The 21,888-nt window shown below is 47.5% G+C and carries 22 protein-coding genes; 8 read left to right on the forward strand and 14 right to left on the reverse strand.

The features are described from left to right. Window positions 1-147 precede the first annotated feature (147 nt). Window positions 148-336, forward strand: coding sequence for an aspartyl-phosphate phosphatase Spo0E family protein (locus PAHA3_RS23860; RefSeq protein ID WP_062837171.1), 189 nt, complete (start codon window positions 148-150; stop codon window positions 334-336). 149 nt (window positions 337-485) lie between these two features. Here PAHA3_RS23860 and PAHA3_RS23865 read toward each other — a convergent pair whose 3' ends face one another. From PAHA3_RS23865 to PAHA3_RS23880, 4 genes are all read right to left on the reverse strand, one after another. Beyond that, window positions 486-1,136: an amino acid ABC transporter permease gene (locus PAHA3_RS23865; RefSeq protein ID WP_062837172.1), complete on the reverse strand. Its 651-nt coding sequence runs from the start codon at window positions 1,134-1,136 to the stop codon at window positions 486-488. Between the two features lie 82 nt (window positions 1,137-1,218). Then, window positions 1,219-1,941 carry an amino acid ABC transporter permease gene (locus PAHA3_RS23870; RefSeq protein ID WP_062837173.1) on the reverse strand — a complete coding sequence of 241 codons (723 nt, stop codon included), beginning with the start codon at window positions 1,939-1,941 and terminating at the stop codon, window positions 1,219-1,221. 102 nt (window positions 1,942-2,043) lie between these two features. Then, window positions 2,044-2,874: a transporter substrate-binding domain-containing protein gene (locus PAHA3_RS23875; RefSeq protein ID WP_062837174.1), complete on the reverse strand. Its 831-nt coding sequence runs from the start codon at window positions 2,872-2,874 to the stop codon at window positions 2,044-2,046. A gap of 39 nt (window positions 2,875-2,913) precedes the next feature. Then, a complete protein-coding gene (locus PAHA3_RS23880) occupies window positions 2,914-3,666 on the reverse strand; it encodes an amino acid ABC transporter ATP-binding protein (protein ID WP_305778495.1) in 753 nt (250 codons plus the stop codon). Window positions 3,667-4,120: 454 nt separating this feature from the next. On the opposite strand from PAHA3_RS23880, the gene PAHA3_RS23885 reads away from it, so the two are divergent. Further along, on the forward strand, window positions 4,121-5,734 hold the full coding sequence (locus tag PAHA3_RS23885; RefSeq protein ID WP_062837176.1) for a glycoside hydrolase family 28 protein: 1,614 nt from the start codon (window positions 4,121-4,123) through the stop codon (window positions 5,732-5,734). A 170-nt stretch (window positions 5,735-5,904) separates the two neighbouring features. Here PAHA3_RS23885 and PAHA3_RS23890 read toward each other — a convergent pair whose 3' ends face one another. Next, a complete protein-coding gene (locus PAHA3_RS23890) occupies window positions 5,905-6,756 on the reverse strand; it encodes an AraC family transcriptional regulator (RefSeq protein ID WP_082762979.1) in 852 nt (283 codons plus the stop codon). 257 nt (window positions 6,757-7,013) lie between these two features. On the opposite strand from PAHA3_RS23890, the gene PAHA3_RS23895 reads away from it, so the two are divergent. Next, on the forward strand, window positions 7,014-7,475 hold the full coding sequence (locus PAHA3_RS23895) for a cupin domain-containing protein (protein ID WP_062837177.1): 462 nt from the start codon (window positions 7,014-7,016) through the stop codon (window positions 7,473-7,475). A 99-nt stretch (window positions 7,476-7,574) separates the two neighbouring features. Here the strand turns inward: PAHA3_RS23895 and PAHA3_RS23900 are convergent, their stop codons facing one another. From PAHA3_RS23900 to PAHA3_RS23910, 3 genes are all read right to left on the reverse strand, one after another. Next, the gene (locus PAHA3_RS23900) at window positions 7,575-8,426 is read right to left on the reverse strand and encodes a hypothetical protein (protein WP_062837178.1); all 852 of its coding nucleotides are present in this window, start codon (window positions 8,424-8,426) and stop codon (window positions 7,575-7,577) included. Beyond that, a complete protein-coding gene (locus PAHA3_RS23905; protein WP_062837179.1) occupies window positions 8,423-8,941 on the reverse strand; it encodes a sigma-70 family RNA polymerase sigma factor in 519 nt (172 codons plus the stop codon). The genes PAHA3_RS23900 and PAHA3_RS23905 overlap by 4 nt, the downstream gene beginning before the upstream one ends. A 271-nt stretch (window positions 8,942-9,212) precedes the next feature. Continuing rightward, entirely contained in the window at window positions 9,213-10,040 is an 828-nt protein-coding gene (locus tag PAHA3_RS23910; protein WP_062837180.1) for an aldo/keto reductase, read from the reverse strand. Between the two features lie 333 nt (window positions 10,041-10,373). Between PAHA3_RS23910 and PAHA3_RS23915 the strand changes: the two genes are divergently transcribed. The 4 genes from PAHA3_RS23915 (at window position 10,374) to PAHA3_RS23930 (ending at window position 13,942) form a co-directional block, all read left to right on the forward strand. Further along, window positions 10,374-11,630, forward strand: a complete 1,257-nt coding sequence (locus tag PAHA3_RS23915) for a DUF445 domain-containing protein (protein ID WP_062837181.1) — start codon at window positions 10,374-10,376, stop codon at window positions 11,628-11,630. A gap of 383 nt (window positions 11,631-12,013) precedes the next feature. Further along, the gene (locus tag PAHA3_RS23920) at window positions 12,014-12,295 is read left to right on the forward strand and encodes a hypothetical protein (protein ID WP_062837182.1); all 282 of its coding nucleotides are present in this window, start codon (window positions 12,014-12,016) and stop codon (window positions 12,293-12,295) included. Between the two features lie 31 nt (window positions 12,296-12,326). Continuing rightward, the gene (locus PAHA3_RS23925) at window positions 12,327-13,616 is read left to right on the forward strand and encodes a hypothetical protein (RefSeq protein ID WP_082762980.1); all 1,290 of its coding nucleotides are present in this window, start codon (window positions 12,327-12,329) and stop codon (window positions 13,614-13,616) included. A 53-nt stretch (window positions 13,617-13,669) separates the two neighbouring features. Next, the gene (locus tag PAHA3_RS23930) at window positions 13,670-13,942 is read left to right on the forward strand and encodes a hypothetical protein (protein ID WP_062837183.1); all 273 of its coding nucleotides are present in this window, start codon (window positions 13,670-13,672) and stop codon (window positions 13,940-13,942) included. Between the two features lie 233 nt (window positions 13,943-14,175). On the opposite strand, the gene PAHA3_RS23935 is transcribed toward PAHA3_RS23930, so the two are convergent. The 4 genes from PAHA3_RS23935 to PAHA3_RS23950 form a co-directional block, all read right to left on the reverse strand. Then, window positions 14,176-14,952 carry a YcnI family copper-binding membrane protein gene (locus tag PAHA3_RS23935; RefSeq protein WP_062837184.1) on the reverse strand — a complete coding sequence of 259 codons (777 nt, stop codon included), beginning with the start codon at window positions 14,950-14,952 and terminating at the stop codon, window positions 14,176-14,178. A gap of 57 nt (window positions 14,953-15,009) precedes the next feature. Then, entirely contained in the window at window positions 15,010-16,725 is a 1,716-nt protein-coding gene (locus tag PAHA3_RS23940) for a copper resistance CopC/CopD family protein (protein WP_062837185.1), read from the reverse strand. A gap of 199 nt (window positions 16,726-16,924) precedes the next feature. Next, window positions 16,925-17,581, reverse strand: a complete 657-nt coding sequence (locus PAHA3_RS23945; RefSeq protein ID WP_062837186.1) for a response regulator — start codon at window positions 17,579-17,581, stop codon at window positions 16,925-16,927. Between the two features lies 1 nt (window position 17,582). After that, window positions 17,583-18,413 (reverse strand): sensor histidine kinase, encoded by an 831-nt coding sequence (locus tag PAHA3_RS23950; protein WP_062837187.1) that lies wholly within the window; start codon window positions 18,411-18,413, stop codon window positions 17,583-17,585. A gap of 305 nt (window positions 18,414-18,718) precedes the next feature. Between PAHA3_RS23950 and PAHA3_RS30620 the strand changes: the two genes are divergently transcribed. After that, on the forward strand, window positions 18,719-18,886 hold the full coding sequence (locus PAHA3_RS30620) for a hypothetical protein (RefSeq protein WP_167350943.1): 168 nt from the start codon (window positions 18,719-18,721) through the stop codon (window positions 18,884-18,886). Window positions 18,887-19,019: 133 nt separating this feature from the next. Here the strand turns inward: PAHA3_RS30620 and PAHA3_RS23955 are convergent, their stop codons facing one another. Both PAHA3_RS23955 and PAHA3_RS23960 read right to left on the reverse strand, forming a co-directional pair. Beyond that, window positions 19,020-20,852: a bifunctional diguanylate cyclase/phosphohydrolase gene (locus tag PAHA3_RS23955; protein ID WP_062837188.1), complete on the reverse strand. Its 1,833-nt coding sequence runs from the start codon at window positions 20,850-20,852 to the stop codon at window positions 19,020-19,022. A 311-nt stretch (window positions 20,853-21,163) separates the two neighbouring features. Beyond that, window positions 21,164-21,754 carry a DUF5317 domain-containing protein gene (locus PAHA3_RS23960; protein ID WP_062837189.1) on the reverse strand — a complete coding sequence of 197 codons (591 nt, stop codon included), beginning with the start codon at window positions 21,752-21,754 and terminating at the stop codon, window positions 21,164-21,166. Window positions 21,755-21,888 lie beyond the last annotated feature (134 nt).

The raw sequence follows: 21,888 nt of genomic DNA on the forward strand, positions 1-21,888 counted from the left end.
AGAGATGAGGAGAGTTCATGTCTCCATGCAAAATGCTTGATGTTGAAAGTATCTCGATGTAAATAAATATTTTATTCTGCAAAGGAATAAAATATGAATTTTTTGGCAATGTATCCTAAAATGTTATACAAAGAGGGGGTGCATGCTATGAGTGAACCGAGGCAGATCAAAGATAAAATCGAACGGAATAGGCAAGAGTTAAGTCGTTTGGCGGAGAATCATGGCATGCAAGACAACAAAGTCCTTCAACAATCGATGCTACTGGATGAACTGATTAATGAGTATAATCGTTTTAAATATAAGACCGGGTTTATGAATAGACAACCGATTGCATAATGCAGTCGGTTGTTTTTAGTTGGAGTATATGGGGTGGAGTAGAATGGGAGAGAGGCTCCGTTCGTTCCAAGCCTAAAGCCAATAGAGCTAATAAAGATAAACAAGACTCCAAAACCACGTAGAAGTGGAATTGGAGTCTTTGGACTGTCTCAATTCATTCGTGCCTCAAGTCGTCTTGCGACAATAGACAGTGCGTAGTTGATGACAAAATACAATACGGCTGCAAGCAGCAGGGCCGGGATGATGTAATCGAAACTTTGACCGCCAAGGATCTGCACGTTGTGCATCAGCTCCGGCAGGGAGATGATGATCGCCAGTGATGTATCCTTCAGAAGCGAGATGAACTGGCTGACCATCGGTGGGGACATGCGGCGTAGCGCCTGTGGCATGATAATGCCACCGAGAGTCTGCATGTAGCTCAGGCCCGAGGAGCGGGCAGCTTCCACCTGGCCACGCTCAACGGACTTCAGACCGCTACGGACGATCTCAGCGATCATCGCGCCTTCGAACAGACTCAGTCCAACGACCGTGGACCAGAAGACGGACATTTTGATCCCGAGCTGTGGAAGTACGATGTGGATGAAGAAAATGATGAGCAGCAGCGGTAGATTCCGGATCGTATCCACGATCACCGCCACGATCTGCGACAGAATGGGGATACGGGTAAACCGCAACGTACCCAGCACAGTGCCAAGCACGAAGCTGAATACAATAGATAGCCCTGCTACCTGCAGGGTAATCAGGAATCCTTGAAGCAGGAAACGAAGGTTGGGCCAGGCATAGGCCCCGCTAAAGTCCATATTTTATTAGCCTCCTTCTGTATGCAGGAATGGAATATCCGATATATCGCCCCAAAAATCAACACAACTACAAGTCGATCTGTTACATGGTGACCTGACCTGCTGGTTTGTTCTTCTTTGGTTTGCCCTTGGTGCTACGCGCCTCTGCATCGCTCTGTCCGAATCTTCGCTCCATATAATGCACCAGGAAGCTGAGTGGTAGTGTCAGCACCAGATAGAACAGCGCAACAATGGTGTACACACTTAGCGGCTGGAACGTATCCGAGTTAACGAGGTCGGCAAAATACATGAGATCCATGCCGGCGACGACAGCAAGAATGGATGAGTTTTTGACCAGATTGATAAACTGGTTGCCAATGGACGGCAACACAATCTTGATGGCCTGAGGCAGAATGATCAGGTTCATGGCCTGTACATAGGACAAGCCGGAGGATCTTGCTGCTTCCAGCTGTCCACGCGGCACAGTCTGAATGCCCGCTCGGATCGCTTCAGCAATGAAAGCGGCCGTGTAGATGGTTAGGCCCAGAGTACCGGAGACAAACCCATCCAGCGAAATGCCGAGTGCAGGCAGTCCAAGATAGAAGAAAAATACAACCAACAGCAGTGGGATGTTCCGGATAAATTCCACAAACCCCGTACCGATCCAGTTCAGCGGTTTTACAGGGGATATCCGAAAAATGGCCAGAATAGCGCCAAGGATAAAGCTGCCGATCAGAGCCATAATGCTCACTTGAATGGTGTTCAGGAAACCTTCCAGAAACCGATCCGAGTGTCGCATCAGTACGTTGAAATCTAATGTGCCCATATAGGCGAAGCCTCCGTTCTCCAGATGTAGAAACGGCGATTACGCCTGCTCATGCATCGCATCCAGCAGACGAAGTCGCCGCTTACTCATCATTAATCGGGGTTACTCGGGCTTCGCGCCCAGCCATTTCTCATGTAATGTGTCGTATTCCCCGCTGTCTTGCATGCTTTTGAGCAGTGTGTTGACCTCTTCGACGAAGGCGGTGTCGCCTTTGCGAATAGCCATACCATAAGGTTCACTTGTGAAATTGCCACCAACCAATTGGAAGCTGTTATCCGTCTGTTGCATACCGATAAGGATGATGTTATCTGTGGTCAGCGCTTCGCCTTTACCGGCTTTGAGAGCGGTGAATGCATCCTGATAGTTATCGAATTCAAGCACTTCAGCATCCGGGGCTTTCTCGCGAATGTTCTGAGCGGATGTGGAGCCTTTCACCGCGAGCACTTTCACACCGCTAAGGCTTTCCAGGCCAGTAATCGCACTATCATTTTTCACGAGCAGGGATTGGCCTGCTTCAAAGTAAACGTCACTGAAATCCACCTGTTCCTTACGCTCATCCGTAATCGTCATCGTGGCGATAATGATGTCGATGTCTCCATTTTGCAGCATGGGAATACGCGTCTTGGAAGTGACCTCTTTCAGCTCGACCTTCGTTTCATCTCCAAGAATCTGTTTGGCGAGTGCCTTGGCGATATCAATGTCGAACCCCTCAACGTTGCCACTTGCGGGATCTTTCAATCCGAATAGCTTCGTATCATATTTCACGCCAGCAATGAGTTTGCCGCGCTCTTTAATCTGCTCAATCGTGCCTTTCGTCTCGGCATCACCACCACCGCTCGCAGAAGGTGTATCTGTACCTGTACTACAACCTGACAATACAAGCGAGAGAATGAGGACAAGCATAAATGATGGCCATTTCAATAATTTCTTCATGAATAAAGACCCCTTTCAAAATGGAATAGTGGATTATTCTCAATGATGAATCAGACGGCTCAGGAATTGCTGTGCTCGTTCTTCTCTGGGGTTGTCAAAAAATTCAGCGGCGGTGGCCTCTTCTACAATTCGGCCTTCGTCCATGAAGATGACCCGGTCCGCAACTTCGCGGGCGAATCCCATCTCATGGGTCACGACGACCATGGTCATGCCATTATGGGCAAGGGAGCGCATAACATCGAGGACTTCCCCGATCATCTCGGGATCGAGTGCAGAGGTGGGTTCGTCAAAAAGCAAGATTTTGGGCTCCATCGCGAGTCCCCTGGCGATCGCTACCCGTTGTTGCTGTCCACCGGACAACTGAGAGGGATAACTGTCTGCCTTATCAGCAATACCCACCCGGGTCAAATACTTCATTGCTGTTGATGCTGCTTGTTCTTTGGGTTGTTTGCGCACCTTCATGGGTGCAAGGGTAATGTTATCGATGACTTTTTTGTGAGGATAGAGATTGAAGTGTTGAAATACCATGCCGATGTCACGGCGGAAGAGGTTAATATCCACCTTTTTCTGATGTAGAGGGATCCCACTGACGACAAGTTCACCTTCGGTAATGGTCTCTAGACGATTAATACAGCGGAGTAATGTGCTTTTGCCGGAGCCGGAAGGTCCGATAATGACGACGACCTCTCCTTCTTCAATGTGAAGATGGATATCTTTGAGGACATGAAAATGACCGAAATGCTTTTGGACACCCCTAAATTCAATCAAGAGTACACCCCATCCTTTCTGCAACGTTTGTGTGGAAAAGGAATAATAAGGAATTAATTGAAACTAGTTATTTAATCATACATAGTCATCCTGCTTATGGCAATTGGTTTGTGATAAAACATGACATAAGTAATGGTATCTCTAGGGCTATAGCCAGTAATTATGTTATATATCTGTCAAGTTATTAAATCTCTTGTGACGAATCCTGACAGAAAAATGAATCTAATATCCTAGTTATTTACCAACCTTTGGAATAGATGTATAGAGTATACTGAAAGTGATGTTCGATTTATGACTCTGATCAACAGAACAAATTCCATCAAGTTCTAACCGTACATGGCAAAAAAGCTCAACCCTGTGCATCATGCCATTGATATGATGGAGCGGAGAGCACCCGTCTGAACGTAAAAAAAGAAGGTCGTAACGAAATATTGATCCCATAACGATACATTACAAGTAGAGAGGATGATTCTGCACGATGAATACATATCACTCCCCATTATCGACAGGAGCAAGTGCCCAGTCCGATGTTCGAGCTTATGAAGTTAATTTGCCTGTCATTCCTGCTCAGGAATTTCAAATTACAGACTATGGAGCTGTTGGAAACGGTGTAACGGATAATACGGAGATGTTCAGACTTGCCATTGCGTCATGTGCCGAAGCAGGAGGTGGCAGAATCGTAATTCCTGCCGGGGTATGGCTCACAGGCCCGATTGTAATGCGTAGCCGTATCGAACTACATGTGGAAGCAGGGGCACTGGTGACGTTTAGCCGAGATTTTGATCGATACCCATTAATTGCGTCAAGCTTCGAAGGCTGGCAGGTCGTTCGTTGCCAATCTCCGATTGATGGGGATCAACTGGAGGATATTGCGATTACTGGTGAGGGGATATGGGATGGTGGCGGGGAAGCGTGGCGTCCGGTGAAACGCTCCAAAATGACCGCTTCACAATGGAACCGATTGGTTGACTCGGGTGGCGTTGTTGAGCAATCCAGTGGAGATGAAGAGATCTGGTGGCCATCCGCATCTGCACTTGAAGGTGGTGCCATTGCGTATCGTTTGCATCAGGAGCAAGTACGTGACGTGGCATCTTATGAAGAAGTCAGAGACTTTCTACGCCCTAACATGGTCAGCTTGCGCAGATGCAAACGGGTATTGCTGGACGGTCCAACGTTCCAGAACTCGCCTGCATGGAATCTACACCCATGGGCATCGGAGCATGTAACCATTCGTAACGTGAGTGTACGGAATCCATGGTTTTCACAGAATGGAGATGGGCTGGACATTGAATCTTGCCGTCATGTGGTGGTGGAGAAGAGTGTATTCGATGTCGGTGATGATGCGATCTGTCTGAAATCAGGCAAGGACGCCGAAGGTCGTGAACTGGGTCTCCCATCCGAGTACATCACCATTCGGGATTGCACGGTGTATCACGGTCATGGCGGGTTTGTGATTGGCAGTGAAATGTCCGGTGGTGTGCGGCATGTGCGGGTGTCGGACTGTACGTTTATCGGAACGGACATAGGACTTCGCTTCAAAAGCGCACGTGGGCGCGGCGGGGTGGTTGAGGATATTCAGATTGAGCGTATATATATGAAAGATATCATTATGGAAGCCATCTCGTTTTCCTTTTTCTATGCGAATCAGGAAGGGTCTGCTCGGGGCAGTGATCTGTCTCAGGAGATTAGCGAAGAGACGCCAGTGTTCCGGGATATTCGAATATCGGATGTGGTCTGTGCCGGTGCCGACACTGCATTGCTCGTGAGTGGGTTGCCGGAGTTGCCTTTGGATGGCGTTAGAATCGAGCGCTACAACGTGCAAGCCCGCAGTGGTGTTCAATGTGGTCATGCGAAACATCTGCATATCGCTGAATTACAGGCGCAGATCACGGAAGGTCCGCTGATTCATTTGCATCAGTGCAAAGGGGCAGAGTTAGAGAGCATTCAGGGCAAGGGGGCAGATGGGCGACTTCTGATGGTGACCGGACACGAGTCCGCAGGCATTGTATGTCGTGAAGGGGATGCCGACACAGGTGGGCGTCAGATCTCTGTTGGTCCTGAGGTACGAAGTGGTGTGATCATTCGCAGGTAAAAGGTGTGCAACAGGTAAACGGTATGTAATTAGGTTTATATAAGTTGGTCCAATTCAGCCGTAGTGGCGTAGCTATAGATCCAGTAATCAAGGCGCTTCTCGCTATAAGAGGTGAGTAATCTCTGGAGCAAGGCTACCCACTCGGCTTCTATATGATGTTATTTAATGATCTACCGGTGTTCCTTGCGATAGCGAAGCGGTGTTGTACCGGTGACCTGTTTGAATGTTTTGTTAAAATGAGCCGTATGCTCGAATCCTACCTTCTCTGCGATCATTTGTACCCGCTCTTGTGTAGACAGCAATCTTCGCTGTGCCTCCCGGACACGAACAACACGTAAATATTCGCTAAACCGAAACCCGGTAAATCGGCTGAACATCCGGCTTAGATAGGATGGGCTGATGTAAAAACGATTGGCTGCACCCTCCAGCGTAAGTGGTTCGGTATAGTTGTTATTTACATAAGTAACAATTTCACTGATTTTGTCCTGCATCGGATGCAAGGGACCTGGGCATGACTGCCGGATATTCTCTTCTACCCGATGAATACGGATCAAAAGTTGGGCAAGCAGGCTTCTGACCGCGATCTCATAGTGAGGACGGCGCTCTTTGCACTCTTGTAGCATCTGCCACAATATGCGCTCCATCTCGGGCTGTTCCGCTTCAGGCAGGCGAAGGAGTCTCGAACAATTAAAAGGCAACAGACCACATATGCCGAGTTCCATCCCCGTCGCAAAAGCAGGCGAAAAACCGATTAGAATCCGTTCAAAGCCGGGAATACTTCCTTTGGAGGTGGTATGTACATCGTGTGGATTAATCAGAATAAAATCACCCTTGCGGGCGGATAAAATCTGACCATTCATGGAGTAGACCCGTTCCCCTTCAAGCAGGTAATACAGTTCGTAGAATGGATGTGCATGAGGCTGTGGCATACCGTTCCCATCCTGTCTGCGCATATGTTCAATGGTAAATGAATGTTCCCCGATTCGATATTTGGGTCCAATCCGATCCTCTATGAGACTCATGGTACAGCACCCCTCTGCTTCACGGATTAACAACGATATCCATATCATAACGGAAAATCCATCTTTTTGTAAACGCTATCATTGGAAATGAAATATTTCTTTAATCATATCGTTAAATACCGGGAGAACGAATCTGGCATGGCCCATGTGCGCTGTCAAGGTGACAAAACTTGAATGATGTTTTAGAGTAGGGAGAGAGAGGCAAAACTCTGGTTAAGGAGTGTCTCGACTATGATTTGGAAGGAAGGAAACAGGTTATGACGACACATGAATTATCGCCATTGGTTGCTGCGCTCAATATGCAGCCTCACGTTGAAGGCGGTTGGTATAAGGAAGAATGGAAGGCATCCTATCAGATTCCACAATCCGTTCTGCCGGATACATACTCCGGCCCACGATTCTCGGCAAGTTCCACATATTTCTTGCTGCACGCACATGAGATCTCCGAGTGGCATACGGTTCTGTCCGATGAACTTTGGCTCTGGCACAGCGGCAGTCCGGTTGAACTGAAGCTGGGCGGCAACGGGGAGAACCCGGAGAACGAGGAAGTTCTTGTTCTGGGAATGGATATTGCTGCGGGGCAATCACCACAGGTGCTCGTTCCTGCCGGCGTATGGCAGACAGCACGCCCGCTGGGCGATGAGCCTGTACTGGTAACTTGCGTAGTAGCGCCAGGTTTCCACTTTGATGATTTCAAGCTGGTATCCAAAGGCGAATAGTAAGTATTTGAGATGAGAAATGAAAATCCCGATCCGAGATGCTCAGGGCATCCGAATCGGGATTTTTTTGGATTGAGCGTCACTTTTAGCAATAACTGATCACTTCGGATTCTCGTTACTCATCCAGCTGTCCATATAGAAGTCTCCGGTATAAGACGGCCGCTCTGAAATTTCCTTGAGCTTAAGCTCAGCTTCTTCGGCAGTATCATAGGCACCGATGACAGCAGTGAATTTACCAGTGGACGTTTTCAGATATGAGATATCTTCTTCAGGATATGACTCTGCCAGATGACCCATCCATTCTCCTGAAGGCATCTCTTCTGTACGAAGAGAAAATACCTCTCGAGGTGGCACAGGTTTACCGTCTGAAGTAAGTTTTACCTCCATCGATCCAGGATTCTCAAATTCGGTCACTGAATACTGTACACCTTCTTTTAACTCAACAACGAAACGGATGGCTGAGTCATCCAAAATAATATTACGATACACATCCTTCACCAAAGGTTGCGTTAGAAAATCTTTTTCGATCTGGGCAAAATCAATGAAACGGATACCTTGGAAGGTGAAAATAAGACGGTTAGGTGCTTCTTTGTGTTCTACTTTATAAGATGGCACATGAGCAACGGATTCACCTTCATCCATACCGAAATTAATTTTAAGTGTATTTTCGGTCGTCTCCGTACCAATGGTAACCCCATCTGTAACTTTGCCTCCATCACCAAACTGCAATACCTGAACAATAGATCCGACCACAGGTATTTTGGACATGGCGTTTGCTACGGAAGGGATGTTCACCACGAAGAGAAAAGCAACACATGCCGCTATGACTGAAGCATAGCGAATCATTTGAGATGAACTCTTGCGAGCAGTGGCTCTTTTCTGGGCATGATGAATAACATCCGTAAGTTGAGCAGGGATTTCAATGTTTTCGTAACGATCTTTTCCTGTCATACGTTCTCAACCTCTCCTTCAATCAAATAAAATTTTAATTTTTTGATAATACGATAGAACTTGGATTTAACTGTATTTTCCGGTATGGAGAGCACTTCAGCCATCTCTCGAAAAGGCAGATTCCCAAAGAATTTTAATATAATATAGGCTCTTTCCTCGGGGATAAGCCGATCCAGTGCGTCATATAGATCCATTTTTTCTTCCAGCGAGGCCCCTCGCTCTGGAGCCACATACTCCTGCGCATGATCTTCCATATAGGTCACTCGCTGGCTGCGTCGTATATGATCTATCGCTGTGTTAATCACAATTCGTGACATCCAGGAATCAAAATAAGTCATGGACTCCATCTTTCCATAAGCGATGAACCCTTTATAGACCGCTTCGGATACGATATCCAGCGCTTCTTGTTCATTTTTAACATAGCAGTATGCCAGTCGATATAATTTATTTTGAATCTCTGTTATTTTTTCGCTGAACTGTTCTTCTTTTGTCTTTCTATGGTTCAGTCTAATCACTCCTGATCCCCCCTGATAAACCTAAATCTTCAAGTCACCGCTCGTTCCAGGCCTGGATTCTATATAAGTGCTTGAGTTCGCTTGACACTCGTTAGACTGATGAGGAGACAAAATAGTTCTAAACTCTCAAAAAACTCTTTTTTCGGCCCTAAATAGGATAACAAGCCTCGCCTCCATTCTTAACAACGAATAGATTGCCTATAACATCACATCACAAAACACCCGCTCTTCTAAGATCGAAGGCGGGTGTAATCGAATTAAGATGTTTATATTAAAAGTTAAAGTTGTCTGGATCCGAACCAAAGCGTTTGTTCTCGTTCAGGCCGTTAATCTGCTCTACTTCCTCCGAAGTTAATTCAAAATCATAGAGATCGGCATTCGCGTGAATACGCTCAGGCGTAACAGATTTCGGTATCGTCACGATGCCGTTCTGCAGATCCCAGCGCAGAATGACTTGTGCGGGGGACTTGCTGTATTTGGCGGCGATGTCCTTCAGCAACGGATGATCCATCAGATGGCCTTGTCCAAGCGGAGACCATGCTTCGATCTGAATCTGATGTTTGTTGCAGTACTCCCGCAATTCGGTTTGAATCAGTAGTGGATGAAGCTCCACCTGATTAACCGAAGGTTTGATCGTGGCATCGATCATCAGGTCCTCCAGATGGTGAATCTGGAAATTGCTCACGCCGATCGCACGGATACGTCCTTCTTTGTGAAGTTTCTCCAGCGCTCGCCATGTATCTTTGTACTTGCCTTTAACGGGCCAGTGAATAAGATAGAGATCCAGGTACTCCAGTTCGAGTCGTTCCATACTTGCTTCGAAGGCAGCGAGTGTGGATTCATATCCCTGATCACTATTCCATACTTTAGTGGTAATGAACAGATCCTCACGGGCTACTCCGGATTCACGAATACCTTGAGCAACACCTGTTTCGTTGTTATACGCTTTGGCTGTGTCGATACTGCGGTACCCGGCTTGAATGGCCGTTTTGACAGCATGAACGACTTCGTCTCCGTCTTTAACTTTGAATACGCCAAAACCCAGCCATGGCATTTTGACTCCGTTGTAGAGCGTGGTTGTGTCCTGCACGTGTTTCATGGTCCGAAATTCCTCCTCTTATTGATCCATTGTTCCACTATGTAATTACCCTGCTGTTCCGCGGCCAATCGATATCGAAGAGCCGTCTTAATTGATTATACTAAAAACTTCCTTGTATTGGAAAATATCATGATTCATCTTGCAAAGTAAACGCCGTGATTATGCTTTTTCTTCAACCAGAGGTTTGGTTTTGACGCTTGTGGGTGATAAGATGAAGTATACGATATATGGAAGTCGAAATTTTGCTATTGGAGATTTTACATAAGAAACGAAGAAGTGCGGAATCGAGTACAGGCCGGGCCGTACGATTAACGATAAAGGAGCAAGAATACAATGGCTAAACCTAAACAAACCAAAAAAGCAGCAGCCTGGTCTCTCGTGGTGATGGGAGCAGGATTTGCTGCATCCCTGCCTTTCCAAGGCGTGCCCGTGGGCAAGTTGCTGGTAGGATCATTTGAAGCGGGACTCGTGGGTGGACTGGCGGACTGGTTCGCAGTTACGGCGCTATTCCGTCACCCGCTGGGTATCCCAATTCCGCATACGGCTTTATTGCCAAAAAATCGGAATAAAATGACCGAAGGTCTGGTCTCCGCAGTAGAGAATAACCTACTCAACAAAGACAGCATTACCGAGAAAATTGCAGATTTCAAAGCATCAGAGACGGTGCTCGATACATTGACGCGTGAGCTTCACAATGACGGGATCAAGACGATGATTGATACGCTCTGCAAACGAATTCTGGCGGGTCTGCCGTTAGAGCAGATTGCTCCCCTTGTAGCGCGTGAGATCAAGTCACAGGCGGGCGCCTTTGATCTGGGACCGATTCTGGAACGGGCTGCTCACCAGATGACAGAGCGGGGTTATGACGCCAAAGCGTTGGACTACGGACTGAAGCAAGCCGAAGAGTGGCTCGTTAAGCCCGAGACAATTATGTTTTTGGGTGAAAGCGGCATGAAAGCCATCAGCGGTATTCAGATGAACGGGTTGATGCAGTTTGCGATGAATGCATTCCTTGGTTACATGAACGAGGAGCGCCTGGGTGGCATTTTGCAAGGATATCTCTTCGATCGGGTAGAGGATATGAAACGTGAAGGTAGCGCGCTAAGGTACAAAGTGCTGGATCTGGTACGTACCCAGACCGTAAGGCTCGCGATAAGTGATAGTGTGCAAGATGGAATTAACAGCTGGAAGAACAATATGCTGGATGGCTGGAACGCCGAGGAAACCGTGCTGAACAAGCTCACCGAACTGAGAGATAAAGCGCTCGCCGCGATGGAAGATGGACAGTATGTAGATACGTATGCACTGCCTGCCATTGAGCGGGTATTGGTTGATCTGCGGGCAGATCACGAGTTGATGACGGGTATGAATGCCAAGATTGTAGATGGCGTTACTACACTGCTGGAGAAAAACCATTCCAAAATCGGTAAACTGGTGCGCGAAAATGTAGACAAAATGGATAATGCTACTTTGGTTTCGATGATTGAGGATAAGGTTGGACAGGATCTGCAATGGATTCGGATCAACGGAGCCGTTACGGGATTTGTTATCGGTATTGCGCTGACTGCGCTGCAGATGGCATTGGCATAATAGTTCAACATGGCATAAAGAGAGCCGCTCTATCGAAGAGCAGGCTCTTTTTGTCGTGAATCGGAAAAAGCACAATACTCTATAGAATTATGATGCAAAATTCAGGAAATCGGGTAATATACACGCGAACACGCGTATGAATCATTTAGGAAGAAAGATACATAAAAACGATGCTCTCAGCCGATGTGGCGATGTTGATTTTGTACTATGATTCAGGTAACACAAGGTAAAGGCATGAATGAGTGAATATTCCTGATTCTATGGGTGCACATATACATTGAAATCATAAGAAGAAGGTGATGGGTATGGGGCCAATACAAAAAAGGGTAGGTGTATTCTTTTTAATTGCGCTAGCTATCTTTATTTTGGGAGGTTGTCAGAACATGAAGGAAAGCGAGAAACAGGCACTTTTTGAGGAAGCAGAGACAAAAGCAGTAAACTATTTCAAAGACAAGTATGAGCTGAATGTTGTTATTACCAGCAAGGAGTTACTGCCCGAAATGGCACTTGATTCTATTGCGATGGAAGGGCACGTGGTCGAGCAAGAAGACCAAGAGTTTACCATTTCATATGATTATACCGATAAGAAAATCAAAAATTTTGGTATGAGTCCTGCGATCAAAGCAGCCATTATTGCGAAGGGCTATGATCCTTTTGCCAAGTAGATTGTACTGATTCTTTGGAGGTGAACATAACGTGAGTGATACACCACGAATTGATGATGAAACATACCGATTGATGTCGGAACTGGCTTACGAAAATGCTAAAGCAGGCACCGAATATGCGAATCTGCCAGGATGGCAAGTGCTTGAAGATACGCATGGTAACGGTTATTCCGGGTTTGATGCTGTAACTTTTTACAATCCGGAAACGGATCAGGCGGTCATTTCTTACCGGGGAACGGAGGGAAGTGCCGGATGGGATCGTAAAGGGCTTGATTTTCTGGCGGATGGTCAGATTGCGATCCCGGAACTGGGCAGAAAAATTGAACAGTCTACCGATTTCACACCGGATTGGTTATCAGGTGGCATTCAAAAGGTAAAAGACGTCACCGGACTGACCCATTTGGATAATGCAGTGGGTGAGCTTGATCGACAGATTGATAAAAAGTTGAATCCTTTTCCGAATCAAATGTATGAAGCAGAAGACTACGCAAAGGATATGCAGAACAAATACAAGAATTTGGACTTCTCCTTGACCGGTCATTCGCTAGGCGGCGGAAATGCCCAGTATGCAGCAGCGCATACGGGAATGACAGCAGTAACCTTCAGTGCGCCATCTGTCATATCCAGCTTGACTCCATCACTGAAACGTAAGGCAGAAGAGGGCGGATTCGATAGTCAGATCACAAATTTCGGTCACCCGGGTGACTTTGTTGCCAGTGGATTCTTTGGTGGCTATGATCGCCATGTTGGTTCCATGTATTACATCAACTCCAATTATGAAGACATGAACGACAGCATGAGCATGTTGGATAAGATCAATAACACCTTTGGTGGAAAGGAATACCACGACCTGAAGCAGTATCAGTTTGAGAATGGTTATATTTCCAATGATCTGTACGACCCTACCACGGGTGAAAAAATCAATAAAACGCCTCGTGAGCCTTCCAATATCATGACGGAGCTTGCAGATATTATGCGTAGTTTTGGAGTGCAGACCAGTAAGATGGTTGCAGGTGTGGGTGCCGTGGGAGGAGTTTCCGGTCTGATTCAGGTAACGCCGGAAGAACTGAAGAGTGTCGCATCCCGGTGGAAGCAAAATGCACAGCAATGTAATGCGGAGCTGAATCAGGTCCGAAGCCGAATGGCTCAATACCTGCATACGAGCCGCAGTCGCAGACTGGAGCCAATTGTCACCCAATTGGACGCGTCCATTCATGAGCTTGGCACATGGCATATGAAACACACCAGCCAGTTCCTGAACTTTATCGATGAGAAGGCGGATGCCTTCCGGCAGGCGGACGAAAGTCCGGTTCATTTTTAATTAGGATTCATAGGTTAGCGTTGATATCACGTACATAGGGGGAGGGAACACGAGTGGGTGGACAATTGCTGGTGGAATTGAATGATCTTCGGATTGCGGAAAAAGAACTGACACAGCTGCTTGCCCGTCTGCAAGCCGATGAACAGGAAGCGAGGGCGCTATACAGTCGCCTAAACGATTGGAAAGGGCAGTCTGCAGATCATACAAGGCAGCAGATTGAAGATTTTTTTGCGGGCCTGTCCAGACGTATTCAATCCATCGAACAGCAGAAGAAAAGCTTGCTGCAATACATTGAGATTATGATCCAGACGGATCAGCAACGCTAAAGAGTGGTAAGGCTGATGTCATATTGCGGATGGCAATCAGCGTTAAGATGAGTGTGACAGTGGAGAGGCATTGCTTGAGCGCATAAACCACGGATCGTAAAGAACATGAGTAGTCAATCAAGATCATGATAGCTAAAAAAGCCTATGGCACATCGGGTTTGAACCCGTTTGCCATAGGCTTTTTTGTTATCTGAACTTTTCTTAAGTGAGCGTAAATTGCTGCACGTTAGTTCTTAACGTTTTTTGCGACGTGTAGCCAACGCGATCCCCAAGAAGGACAAGATCAGGGCCAAAATGGATACGATCAATGTTGCTTGTTGAAGCTTCAGCGTACCCGGGTCTGTATCCGTGTTGTTCGGCTCACCTGTAACGGTGTCATTGAGTGCATCGCCGAGTGTGGTGTCATCGTTTGCTTTGCTATCATCGGTAGCTGCATTATCCCCAGCGGCTCCTTCTGTACCTGCACTATCATGTCCATCGTTGGCATGACCTCCACCTGCCGCAGCATTACCAGCAGCAGCTGGATCTTCGCTAATCGTTGTAATACTGTGCGGGTTGGCGTCACTTGGTTGGCCTGTCCATTCTACGATGCTGCCGTCGCTGTAGTATTGGAACGCATCCCAAGCCACTTCAGCTTCAGCCGTTGGGTTCTGTGCAACGAAGTTGAACTGCTGGAATTGTCCTGCCAGAATTCCTTCGTTATCGCCGTCAATTTCCCACGTAATCGATGTTACTTCATTGGAGTCGTTCTTCTCGGTGGTGATTTTCCAGCCTGCCAGTGGTTGATATTGCTTGAATGCAACACCTTCTGGAACTTTCATCGTGATTTTGGTCGTAGGCAGTTCTTTCTCGGATGGAATCTTAATCGTGTACGTCTGCCATGCGCTTGTCTGTGCAACGGATGGGCTAACGGTAACGTGAGCGCTCGCGAATCCGGCGAATAACATGAATGCTGCGGTACCTGTTGCGATAGTGGATGTTAGTTTGGAAATCCATGATGTTTTCTTCAAAATAAATAACCCCTCTCAGTTCTTATCATATATGATTCAATATAAATCGTTGTGTAACTATGGCTTGGCGGTGTCGATCTCGAATTCGGCATCTAGTGCATCCAACGTTTTGGTCAGAAGATGTACCTTGATATTCCAACGTCCAGGCATGGAGATGTAATCTTCAGCCTTGTACACACCGGTGTCATTTTTCGGAATGGTAATCTCATAGATCCCCATATCCATGTCCAGATGTGTGAGTGACAGGGTGATCTGTTCCAGATCATTGACGATACTGCCATCTGCACCTTTGACGTCCACTTCAAATTGGTTCTCTCCCGTTACATTGGGACTCACCTGAAGTGTGATCGCTGAGCCATCTTCTGTAGTCTTCGTCTCCTGATACGGTCCGACCGCTGCTGGTTGCCCTGGAGACAGGTGGGTCAACACGGCAGCGAGAGCGAGAATTACAGCGCCGGTGGCAAGTTCGGCTTTCAGGCTACCGGATAATCTGCTTCCCGTTGCTGCTCTTGCCAGTCTGGCATGACGCCATGCGAAGACAAGCATCACAATTAGCAGGACAATCTTGCCGATCAGGACAAGACCATAGGCTGTAGTGAACAAGGAGGTCAGCACGGGTGCAGGCAGAATAATGAGACTGCTGTATATTCCTGTAGCGACCAGAGCAGCTACGGCGCCAATCCCCCAGGCGGTAAACCTGCGAATGGCAACCCAGTATACTTCTCCTCGAACCTTCGATGGCAGCTTATCCGCCAGTGGAGGCAGACATATCGCCATGGCCGTCAATGCGCCAATCCAGAAAGCGGCACCGATCAGATGCACGAAATCCATGGTAATGGCGAGTCCGCGTTGATCGGCAGCAGCCGGGTGTCCTGTCATGGCATGTGTGAACAACCAGCCGAGCACGAGCACAAGTGAGCCATAGGAGGACCAGATGCGCACACGGATGGAGCGATCCCGATCATATCCAGATAGAATGGTGACTGCCAGCAGCATCACGACCAGCATCTGTACCATCCAGATCTGGCCAAAGGATGTCAGCTTGAGCGCACTTCCGATCAGTCCCCAACTCAGCTCACCCAGCGCCACGCCAGATTCGTATAACGTGTTCAGTGGCAGGCTGACGAGAGCGGCAAAAGAAGCGGCAGCATAGCTGATCCATAACAGTCTGTAGCTCCCCGGAACGTCCATAGGTTCTCTTGTCATGGAAGTCGGAGCGATCCGCAGCAACATGAACGCGAGTGTACCCAGAATGACAGAAAGTCCGAGATACTGAATCCAGTCGGTTAGGGATACGATCCATTTCAGCGGTCCACCTGTTGAACCGGAACCGGATGTAAGATCACTCAGCCCGGCAGGCGATCCAGAAGGTTCACCGATATGGAAAACATACACTCCCTGAATCGGATGCCCATCGGCAGATACAGCCTTCCAGTTGACGGCATATGTTCCGTTGCCAAGTCCGGTCTGCAGGCCAGTCTCCAGAATATGAGGGCGACCCGCATCAATCTGCACCTTTCCATCGTCTGCCTGAGTGCCGTCAGGTCCGGTAATTTTGATATCATAAAAGGCCGTCTGCAAGGATTCGTTGAACTCCAGCGTCAGCCGCTCCGGAGCAGTTACGAGTATCTCGTTCTCTCCAGGCGAAGCCTTAACAATATAAGCATGGGCAGATGCCCACTGTGGCATAACAAGGCAGCACACGAGCATCAGGCAGGTGACTAATGCCCAGTGCCGTTTGCCCCATTTCAGGGTAAAGCTTGTAAAAATCAAAAAAATCATCACCCTCAGGTTATAGATTTATAGTCACTCATGGCGTTTGGAACACAATCTAACCCATTATAACTTTGTCCAAAATGACTGCGTATGACTACATTGGGCTATAAAAAAACGATTTGGTCTGCATAATTGTGACAAAAGCATGAATGCTATGACATTCCGCACCTATGCATTCCATTTCGAAGCAGCGAGTTTATTTGCGAAGCTTGCGCCCTGCCAGCCCGCTCTCTAGTGCATAGCGGGTAAGTTGTACCCGATTTTCAAGCTGCAACTTCTGCAAAATGTTTTTTAAATGATTCTTCACCGTCTGGTCGGAAATGCCGAGCTGATCGGCGATCTCCCGATTGGTATATCCTGCGGATACCCATTGCAATATCTCAAGCTCCCGTGCCGTGAGCGGGTTATCTTGCACATCTTCACTACGTGGCGCGGGAAACTCCTGCAGAATCCGGTAGGCCAGTTCTTTGCTGAGTGGTGCATCGTCACTGACGATGGCGCGCAGGTACTCCAGCCAGGTGGAAGGCGTTAGATTTTTCAGCAAATAGCCTTGAGCACCTTGTTTCAGTGCTTCGAACAGAAAGGTCACATCATCCGATACCGTGACCATCACGATAATAACATAGGGGAATCGCAGTTTGATCTGACGGGTAGCTTCCAGCCCATCCATGTCAGGCATCTGCACGTCCATCAGGATCAGGTCAGGCATCCATTGTCCCGTTAACTCCAACGCTTCCTGTCCATTCGAAGCTGTACCAATCACTTCAAACAGACTATCCTCGGATAAAATGCTACAAATCGCTTCACGCGCATGCGCATGATCGTCAACAACCAATACACGTACATGTTCCATGTTAGGCATGCTCCTTTCCAATCGTCATTCGTGTATGCCCCGGTCTTGAATCAAGGGTAAAAGACCAACCCATCTCGGCAGCACGTTCTTTCGTAATTCGCAGTCCGTACCGATCCTTCAGATGAAGAGGATCTCCACTTAGTCCATTCCCATTATCCTGAATATAAATGAACCAGGCAATCGGGTTACCCTCCGCATGAATCTGTACGCGGGTAGCCTGCGCATGTTTGCGTACATTTAGTAAACCCTCCCGGATACAGGCCAGCAGTTCCACTTGCTCCTTGGCAGTGAACGTTACACCGCTTAGATCCCAGTGAATCTGTGCGCCAGGTACTGTCTCCTTGACGAGCACTTCAACCTGCGCATGCAGTGAGATAATCTCGGGTGCCGCCGTAGAGGAGGGAACATAACGCAGCTGGGCAATGGCTTGCCTCACATATGTATTGACTTCATGCACCGTTTTTTGAATCTCCTGGATCTCATTCTCATGTCCGCTTCCGGCCAGACTGCGGCCCGCTTTATCCGTTTTGACCGACAGCAGGAAAAGGGATTGGGATATGCCGTCGTGAAGCTCTCTGGCCAATTGATCGCGGGCTTCCAGTGCGACTTTGGCAGCCCGCTCTTGCTCCAGAGCAGCCCTGGCACCTTCAAGCATGCGGAACAATCTGCTGAGCAGAGTCACGCTCACGAGGTAAACGATGACAGGCGTTAACCAGTTTCCGGCATCCATCGAAAGGTACGGCATCAGGAACTGATGGCGAATATATTCCCAGATGCCTACTGTGAATGTGGGGATCAGCAGAATCATCCATTTGATTTGTTTATAGGACATGAATGCAGAACTCCTTTGATCTAGGATTAGCTGAATAACGTACTTTAATTATGCAGGGATGGGACCATTATAACGCAAGCTTGTCCAAGACCCTAGTCTATGTCTTTGGAGAAACCTGGGGAGGATCAGGGAGTATTTAGAAGGATATCTAAGAACGACAAGGGGTGAAATGTTGTCACGCTAGGTGAGGGTTGGTGTATCCAGCTGAGGAAGGCTGAGTCCGTTTTCCCTATCGGAGAAGGTCCTCTATACTTAATATAGAACGTGAATTCATTACAAAACATGTTAAGGAGTGACGCAACAACATGAGTCAAGAAGTATTGGAACGTCGCAGTGAATTGCTCAAAAAGAACATTCATCAGATGCTTGTTCAAGACAATCAGCACGGTATCAGTCGCCAAGACAACATGTTTTTGCAGCAGATGATTAAAGAGCTGCATCAGACCTCACATGAGATGAATACCAAATCTTAATGTAGAATCTGCACGAGAATGAAGTTGTCTGGTGTACGATTCATTCCATGAAAATGAAAATGGCGCTATCTCCGATCAGACCGGGGATAGCGCTTTGACTTTTTAAGGGGATATAGAAGAAGCTTCGTTCATCTTACAGCAACTGTTGCTGAGCGGTTCTTTTCTCAATATATCGAATGAACAACTCGGCAAGCTCCGGATCGAACTGTGATCCCGAACATGCGCGTAGCTCCCGAATAGCTTCCTCCACATTCTTCGTCTCCTGATACGGGCGTTCTGTCGTCATGGCATCAAAGGAGTCGATGACGGTCAACATCCGGCACAGCCGAGGAATCTCGTTACCCTTCAGACCATAAGGATAGCCTTTGCCATCATAGCGCTCGTGATGCAGCTCAATATACGGAATCAGATCGGCGAAGCGATCGTTCGTGATCACCATTTTTTTGCCCCAAGTGACATGCCCTTTGATTGTTTCCCATTCTTCAGCGGTGAGCTTGTCCTTCTTGTTGAGAATGGACCAGGGAATCTCCAGTTTGCCGATGTCATGAATTAATGCCCCCAGCACGAAACGCCGTTTCTCCGCATTGTCCAGCTTGAGCAATTCACTGATATCCAGTGCGTATTTATAAACCCGTTTGGAATGTTTGAACGTATCCATATCCTTGTATCTGAACAGATTGAGCTGCTGCTCGATGTCACGAACATCCTGTACCAGATCAATCTCGTGCTCCATACCATCATTGCTGCCGTGGCGATGCACGTTGTTCTTGCCTTGTTTCTTCGCGTAATACAGTGCTTTATCGGCTTGATCCACGAGCTGGGATTTGTTATACATATCCACCTGATAGGGTGCGACGCCGCCTGAGAAGGAGAGGCAACCGTGCGGAAACACTTCAACGCCTTCAAACGGTGTATCATTCAGTTGCTTCCGCAGCCTGTTCATGAACTTGTAGGATTCGTCCAGCTCCATGCCTGGCATGAGCAACGTGAACTCTTCCCCGCCATAACGAAAGGCGGTAACAGGTGTACCTTCCGTCTTTCGCATCAGAAAATCTCCCAGCAGGGCTAACAGGCTGTCACCTTGAAGGTGACCAAACCGGTCATTATACTTTTTGAAATCATCGATATCTAGTAGTCCCAGACAGAGCGGGGTTCCCTGCGTTCGAGCGTTAGTCAGTTCACTCTCTAACATGCTTTCGAAATAACTATGGTTGAACAAGCCTGTGCGTTGATCCGTGTTGGCCTTCTCCTCAATCGTCTGATACATCACGAACAACTGCCTGAATGCATGGGAGAGCAGAATGCTAAGACTCAGATACAACAACAGGCCAAGTACGCCATTGTGCACAACCAGTATGGTCAGGACCAGCGCCAGAATCAGCGTACACAGATAAACCAGCAGGGATTCGGTAACGAATGCCCGCTTCATCTGCTGTAACGCATCCTTCGTCGAGAAATGAAAGAACAAGCCGAGCGTGATCGTGTTAATAATGAAGTAGGCTGCGAGCGCTGCGAAATAAGGAAACAGGTTATATCCATTCAACGTTCCCGATTGGCCACCCGTCCACTCAAACACGGCAGATGCTCCCGTAATCATAAGACTGTAGATGCTGAAGTTGACAATGTGTTTCCACCAGGTGAGCTTGCGCTCTTTGATGAGCAGGATGATGGAGACAGGGAGCAGCACGGACAGACTGAACGCTCCGCCGAACATGAATATACAGGCAAGGTATACCGATGAGTCCATGGATTGCTGATTGCCTTTGGGTGGAATCTGGAACGTGAAATAATCCAGAATCAACGCCGCACCCAGCATGGTGTAGACCATAACCCAATCTGCCGTGGATAGATGAAGATAAGACCACTTGTTCATGTACAGAAAAACACCGATACCGGTGCAGCTAAGCAAAATAACATACAGACTGCTTCGATCTGCCTTATGGATAAGGTTACGAATAAAGTTCATAAAAAATCTCCTGCTTGGGTTTAGTCTACTCTTGATGTGTATATAATTGGTGCGCTGGTATAGAGGTATACTATATAGATGTATAACATATCAAGTTGACTACCAAAAATCCAGAAAGAAAAAACAGGCCGCGGGCAGCCTGTTTGTCTTGTTTGGCGGTATGGATACTAGCCGCCCAGCTTGTATCCCGAAGTTAATGCCACAACGACAGAAGCCACGATGATTGCGTTGATGACAATGCGGGAATATTTCACACCTTCAAATTTTTTCATGGAGGAGACCTCCCTTCCTTGGAGTCTGACTGATCTTCTTCAAGCCTGATGAGTTTTAGCCGGTTGTACAGCCTTTTTATCCCGACTCACCATCATGTACTGGATAAATAGGAATATGCCAACGTTCATGACCACATCACCGATGCTAATCACCTGAGTCCGTGGATAAGGGCTGGACAGTGGGATGATATCACCGAGAAAAGGCAGGTGTGTAGACGCATCCATCATGAAATGCTTCGATACGGCTCCGCCTTCCCGAAGCATGTCTACATAATACGGTCCCAACACAGAGGAAGCTTCCACAGAAACCGGCATGCGCCCACCGTTGACAGCCATCACGGCAAAATTAAGAAAGACCCCAATCCAGATGAGCATGAAACCGGTATGATGCCTGTTGAGCCACAGAAATGCGAGCCCTGTAATGTAGACGGCAGCAAAGAGGTAACCATTAATGGAAGCCACCCATTCGAATCGTTCCTGCAAATAAAAAATAAAGAACTGGATAAGTAGCAATACAGGGAAAATCCAACCACTTCTTAGCTTGAGTGCTGCAAACTGGTTAAGCCCATGCCGCAACCCGCCCCGAAAAAATCCAACGATCAAGCCGAGTAGAATACCGTCATATACCATGAGTAACTCCTGTTCGTGCGGAGATGTGCAATGTAATTGCGTGTTTGTGTACATATAGGATTCGACCTTATATTGGTAATTCCTGCATGAGAAGAATGATTTTTTAGAAGAAATTTGCAAAATGCTGAACAAAA

The organism is Paenibacillus amylolyticus (genome assembly GCF_001570725.1).
Lineage (GTDB): Bacteria > Bacillota > Bacilli > Paenibacillales > Paenibacillaceae > Paenibacillus > Paenibacillus amylolyticus_A.

Bases quoted from the DNA above. Each gene is read 5' to 3' on its own strand.
- PAHA3_RS23915 (WP_062837181.1), top strand. From the start codon at position 10,374: ATGGCTAAACCTAAACAAACCAAAAAAGCAGCAGCCTGGTCTCTCGTG.
- PAHA3_RS23910 (WP_062837180.1), bottom strand. From the start codon at position 10,040: ATGAAACACGTGCAGGACACAACCACGCTCTACAACGGAGTCAAAATG.
- PAHA3_RS23960 (WP_062837189.1), bottom strand. From the start codon at position 21,754: ATGGTATATGACGGTATTCTACTCGGCTTGATCGTTGGATTTTTTCGG.
- PAHA3_RS23890 (WP_082762979.1), bottom strand. From the start codon at position 6,756: ATGAGTCTCATAGAGGATCGGATTGGACCCAAATATCGAATCGGGGAA.
- PAHA3_RS23920 (WP_062837182.1), top strand. From the start codon at position 12,014: ATGAAGGAAAGCGAGAAACAGGCACTTTTTGAGGAAGCAGAGACAAAA.
- PAHA3_RS23950 (WP_062837187.1), bottom strand. From the start codon at position 18,413: ATGTCCTATAAACAAATCAAATGGATGATTCTGCTGATCCCCACATTC.
- PAHA3_RS23875 (WP_062837174.1), bottom strand. From the start codon at position 2,874: ATGAAGAAATTATTGAAATGGCCATCATTTATGCTTGTCCTCATTCTC.
- PAHA3_RS30620 (WP_167350943.1), top strand. From the start codon at position 18,719: ATGAGTCAAGAAGTATTGGAACGTCGCAGTGAATTGCTCAAAAAGAAC.
- PAHA3_RS23900 (WP_062837178.1), bottom strand. From the start codon at position 8,426: ATGACAGGAAAAGATCGTTACGAAAACATTGAAATCCCTGCTCAACTT.
- PAHA3_RS23885 (WP_062837176.1), top strand. From the start codon at position 4,121: ATGAATACATATCACTCCCCATTATCGACAGGAGCAAGTGCCCAGTCC.
- PAHA3_RS23945 (WP_062837186.1), bottom strand. From the start codon at position 17,581: ATGGAACATGTACGTGTATTGGTTGTTGACGATCATGCGCATGCGCGT.
- PAHA3_RS23860 (WP_062837171.1), top strand. From the start codon at position 148: ATGAGTGAACCGAGGCAGATCAAAGATAAAATCGAACGGAATAGGCAA.
- PAHA3_RS23865 (WP_062837172.1), bottom strand. From the start codon at position 1,136: ATGGACTTTAGCGGGGCCTATGCCTGGCCCAACCTTCGTTTCCTGCTT.
- PAHA3_RS23955 (WP_062837188.1), bottom strand. From the start codon at position 20,852: ATGAACTTTATTCGTAACCTTATCCATAAGGCAGATCGAAGCAGTCTG.
- PAHA3_RS23895 (WP_062837177.1), top strand. From the start codon at position 7,014: ATGACGACACATGAATTATCGCCATTGGTTGCTGCGCTCAATATGCAG.
- PAHA3_RS23870 (WP_062837173.1), bottom strand. From the start codon at position 1,941: ATGGGCACATTAGATTTCAACGTACTGATGCGACACTCGGATCGGTTT.